The following is a 4,306-nucleotide window of genomic DNA, read 5'->3' on the forward strand; positions in this document are numbered from 1 at the left end:
AGCGTCTTTTAACAGCCATTTGTGAGGACACAAATGGAGGCAAGGTTCAGAAATATATTTCTTGCAACTCAAGTAAGTAACCCCATAAATTTTTATAAACTAAGAATAAATATATTTTTTATTTATTGCTATTAATAGTTTTGCCGAGGATGTTACACCAATGACACGGTATATGTTTGTGGAGAAGATGAGATTGAGCAACTAAGAAATAATGCAAATCTAAATTGCTGTTCTGGTTCCGTTATCTATTACATAGATGTATGTAGAAACATTGATGGAACACATGGTGTAACTAAACATGGAACAAATTTGAGTTGTGCACCGCAATAAGATGAGAAATTTAATGATCAAATTGCCGATACTCTTATGTATCGGCATTTTTCTCGGTTGCAACAAGTTTGAATCTAAAACCAATACAAACGAGCTATCATTTAGATTAGAGGTAAGTAAATCTGAGCTTTCACATGGCGAACTACTTCTTTCTAGCTACCCTTTATTAAATAAAGTAATTGGTAAAGACAGTCTTTTAGTATTTGACGGTGTAAGCTCGCAACTAATACTGTTCAATTTAGTGACGAAAACGCCTATTTTTAACCTTGAGTTAGAAAAAGATGGCCCTAATTTCTTCGAAGGCCATGTTTTAGATGCAGACATCAAAGATGATAAGCTTTACGTTGTAACGAATAATTACTTCACAATTGCTGACCTTACGGGTAATGTAAGTGTTAGAAGAAAACTAAAATCATTAACATCTAATGACAATTTTTGAGTATTGGGATTCAATAGGCTTTCAGACCAATCTTTTCTATTTAGCAGATGGCTAGAATCTTCAATTTTTGCTCATCGAAAGGACAGCGTTGACCAAAGTATATTTTTTGTCTACAATTTGAGGGAGAATTCCTTCTATGATATACCTATTTTCTCACCAGAAGAAGCATTGATTAATGATTCAACTCAGGGCTTTTATGATGGCCTATCTAGACACTCCTTTGTATACTTAGACTCAACTATAGTCTACAATTTTAAGTTTTCATCAAAGCTTTATTCTTATGATTTGAGAAATCAGTTGGCACAAGTAAGCAATGGAGAATTTGATCATATTCCCAATTTGCGAGAAGCATTTCCCTCTAACCAAATAAGTGATGTCAAAGCCACCACAAATTACCTATACAACGGAGTTCAGTTTTCAGATATCGCATATGATGAAAAAAATAAACTATTTGTTCGGGTTGGATCCGAATATGTAACAAATGAGGATGGAACAAACAATGACGTAAGATACCTTATGTTGCTAGATAAGCATCTAAACAGAGTTAGGGAGTTTAAAATAAAGGATAGAATATTTGATAAGCCCTTTATAAATGATGGCATTATTTATTTCGTCTCAGGCAATCAAACCAAAGAATCTACATATGAATTAATTACTTTCGAAATTAAGAATGAATCTATAATCGAAAAACCATAGCATTAATATGCATACCTGCTCCCACAGAGGCAAAAACCAGATGGTCGCCAGGTTTAATTTCATGCCCCTCCAGTTCACCTCTAAGAATAAGATCGAGCATAGTTGGAATAGTAGCCACTGAACTATTGCCCAGCTTCTGAATAGTCATTGGCATCAGACGGTTTACATCGGGCTCATAGCCATACAACTTGTAAAGCTTTAGTAAAATAGCCTCATCCATTTTCTCATTGGCCTGGTGAATGAGTACTTTGTCAATATCGTTTAGGTCTAAGTTAGCCTTCTCAATGGCGCTCTTTATAGCCTCGGCCACATTAATGAGAGCATACTCGTAAATCTTACGCCCTTTCATTTTTATGAACTTATTCCCATTGGCACTTAGCTCGGGCTTATATGACGGGCCCATAGCCAAATACTGTAACTCTACGGAAGCGTCAGTTCTGGAAGCCTGACTAAGGAACCCTCCTGTTTGGTTTTGAGTAGCCTGAAAAATAACAGCTCCTGCACCATCGGCAAAAATCATAGAGTCCCTGTCGTGCTTGTCCACAATTTTACTTAGTGTTTCGGCACCTATAACCATTACTGCACGTGCATCGCCACAGCGAATCATTTGGGTAGCCTGAATGGCACCCTGTACCCAACCGGGACAACCAAAGATAATATCGTAGCAAGAGGTAGCCGGATTTTCAATGGCCAGATTGTGTTTTACCTTAGCCGCCAGACTGGGCATCATATCAATTCGGTTGGAGCCTTCATCCAAATCTCCAAAGTTGTGAGCTACAATAATGTAATCGAGCTCCTCCTTACTAACCGTGCTATTTTCAAGTGCTCTGGAAGCAGCTACTGAAGCCAGTTCCGAACATAACTGCCCTTTGGCCGCATAGCGCCTTTCTTTAATTCCGGTAATTTGCTCAAACTTCTTAATGATCACTTCATTGGTGTAGGCAAAGGGTTCTCCGTTTTCCTGATAGAATTCATGATTCAGAAAATCTTCATTCTTTACAATACGGTCAGGAATGCAACTTCCCACACCATTGATAATTACATTCGGCATATTATTCTTCAGATTTATAGGCAACCGCATCCCAGCAGGCCTCGGCTGCTTGCTCCAGGCGGTCATTGGTTAATTGTTGATTATGATCGAGGTGTAGTTTGGCCAATGATACAATTGGCCCATAAAGCAGGGCAATAATAGTGTACAAAGGCAGATCCTTCATTGCTTTGGCTCTTTTCGACTCTATAAAAAACTGCATAATGGGGGCCAGAATAATGAAGGTCTCTTCGCGCGTCATATTGCTCACAAAGGGAGCATATCTATACTGCTCCACAAATTGAAATTCTTTAGGATGATCAATACAGTAGCGAATAAGGTTCTTCCACAAGTGTTTGAACCGTTCTTTAAAAGTACCTTCTTCGCGGTAGTCTTGCAGCATGGCTTTAATTACCCGCTTTTTAATTTCGGTAAACAATTCATTAATGAGGTGCTCCTTGTTGTCGAAATACCGATAAATGGTGCCTGCACCAATACCCGCATGTTGCGCAATAAGCGATATGGGAGTAGCATGAAAACCATACTCAGTCATGAGATCGAGCGTAGTTTGCAAGATTAGCGTTCTTTTGTCTGCGGTTAAATGTTCTAACATTATTTTGCGGAATGAACGTTCATTCCGCACAAAGGAAAAGACTATATGATTAGAATTCAAAGGTTTTTACATGAAAATTGCCTGTAAATGTTAAATGCACGCATGCATTTGGCTTTGCTTTGGCTGGTGATGACTTTTGATGTATTTTTGCCAACTCACTTGAGTAAACTCAACAAAAACCAGTTGATATGTCTTGGTTTCAAAGAAAAGTTAAGGGTATAACCACACCCACTGAAGAGAAGAAAGATGCGCCTGACGGCCTGTGGTTTAAAACCCCCGGTGGAACGATAGTTCACACCCGAGAATTGAAAAACAATGCGTATGTAAGCCCTGAAGATGGCTTCCATGTAAGAATAGGCTCCAAAGAGTATTTCGAAATATTGTTCGATGGCAACAAGTTCACAGAGCTGGATACCAACATGAGCTCTGGCGACCCGCTAAAGTTTGTAGATAGCAAGCCCTACCCCAAACGAATAGCAGCTACTCAGGAAAGCACCCGACTTAAGGATGCTGTTCGCACGGCTCACGGTAAAATGAACGGGCTGGATCTTGTGGTAGCTTGTATGGATTTTGCCTTCATTGGTGGCTCTATGGGGTCAGTGGTAGGAGAAAAAATATCTCGTGCCATAGACCATGCACTGAAAACAAAAACACCCTTTCTGATGATCTCAAAATCGGGTGGTGCTCGTATGATGGAGGCCGGCTACTCGCTCATGCAAATGGCGAAGACTTCTGCCAAGCTTGCTCTTCTGAGCGAAGCCAAAGTACCTTACATTTCTCTCCTCACTGATCCTACAACGGGAGGAGTAACCGCTTCATATGCCATGTTGGGTGACTTTAATATTGCCGAACCCGGTGCTCTTATTGGTTTTGCAGGCCCAAGGGTAATTAGAGATACAGTGGGTAAAGACTTACCCAAAGGATTTCAAAGTGCCGAATTCGTGCTAGAGCATGGTTTCCTTGATTTCATAGTTGACAGAAGGGATTTGAAAAACCAACTGACCACGTTGCTCAAAATGCTTAAAGACTAAACTACTAAAGACTTGACCGAAAGGGTGTTGCTAGCAACACCCTTTTTATTCCCCCTACTCCATTTACCTACTGGGTTTAAAACATATAGGGTTACTCATTTAGATCGCATTTGTTAGATCCTAGTATACTAGCCACAAGTTGTGTTCTCACAGCGTCTTTTAACAGCCAT

Annotated in this window: 5 protein-coding genes; 3 read left to right on the plus strand and 2 right to left on the minus strand. The window is 39.8% G+C overall.

Going from position 1 to position 4,306, the window contains the following annotated elements; translation table 11 throughout:
* The first annotated feature begins 343 nt into the window (after positions 1 to 343).
* Positions 344 to 769, plus strand: a complete 426-nt coding sequence (locus B3O12_RS02530; RefSeq protein WP_286755177.1) for a hypothetical protein — start codon at positions 344 to 346, stop codon at positions 767 to 769.
* Positions 770 to 772: 3 nt separating this feature from the next.
* Positions 773 to 1,465, plus strand: coding sequence for a DUF4221 family protein (locus B3O12_RS02535; protein WP_414706552.1), 693 nt, complete (start codon positions 773 to 775; stop codon positions 1,463 to 1,465).
* On the opposite strand, the gene B3O12_RS02540 is transcribed toward B3O12_RS02535, so the two are convergent.
* Together B3O12_RS02540 and B3O12_RS02545 are read right to left on the minus strand one after the other, a co-directional pair.
* The gene (locus tag B3O12_RS02540) at positions 1,446 to 2,516 is read right to left on the minus strand and encodes a 3-oxoacyl-ACP synthase III family protein (RefSeq protein ID WP_286755181.1); all 1,071 of its coding nucleotides are present in this window, start codon (positions 2,514 to 2,516) and stop codon (positions 1,446 to 1,448) included. The two genes, B3O12_RS02535 and B3O12_RS02540, sit on opposite strands and share 20 nt — an antisense overlap.
* A gap of 1 nt (position 2,517) precedes the next feature.
* Complete coding sequence (locus B3O12_RS02545; protein ID WP_286755182.1) at positions 2,518 to 3,105, minus strand: TetR/AcrR family transcriptional regulator; 588 nt, start codon at positions 3,103 to 3,105, stop codon at positions 2,518 to 2,520.
* 188 nt (positions 3,106 to 3,293) lie between these two features.
* On the opposite strand from B3O12_RS02545, the gene accD reads away from it, so the two are divergent.
* Positions 3,294 to 4,136, plus strand: coding sequence for an acetyl-CoA carboxylase, carboxyltransferase subunit beta (gene accD, locus B3O12_RS02550; RefSeq protein ID WP_286755184.1), 843 nt, complete (start codon positions 3,294 to 3,296; stop codon positions 4,134 to 4,136).
* Positions 4,137 to 4,306: the final 170 nt, after the last annotated feature.

Origin of the sequence: Roseivirga sp. UBA838 (genome assembly GCF_002296035.1) — a bacterium.
Lineage (GTDB): Bacteria > Bacteroidota > Bacteroidia > Cytophagales > Cyclobacteriaceae > Roseivirga > Roseivirga thermotolerans.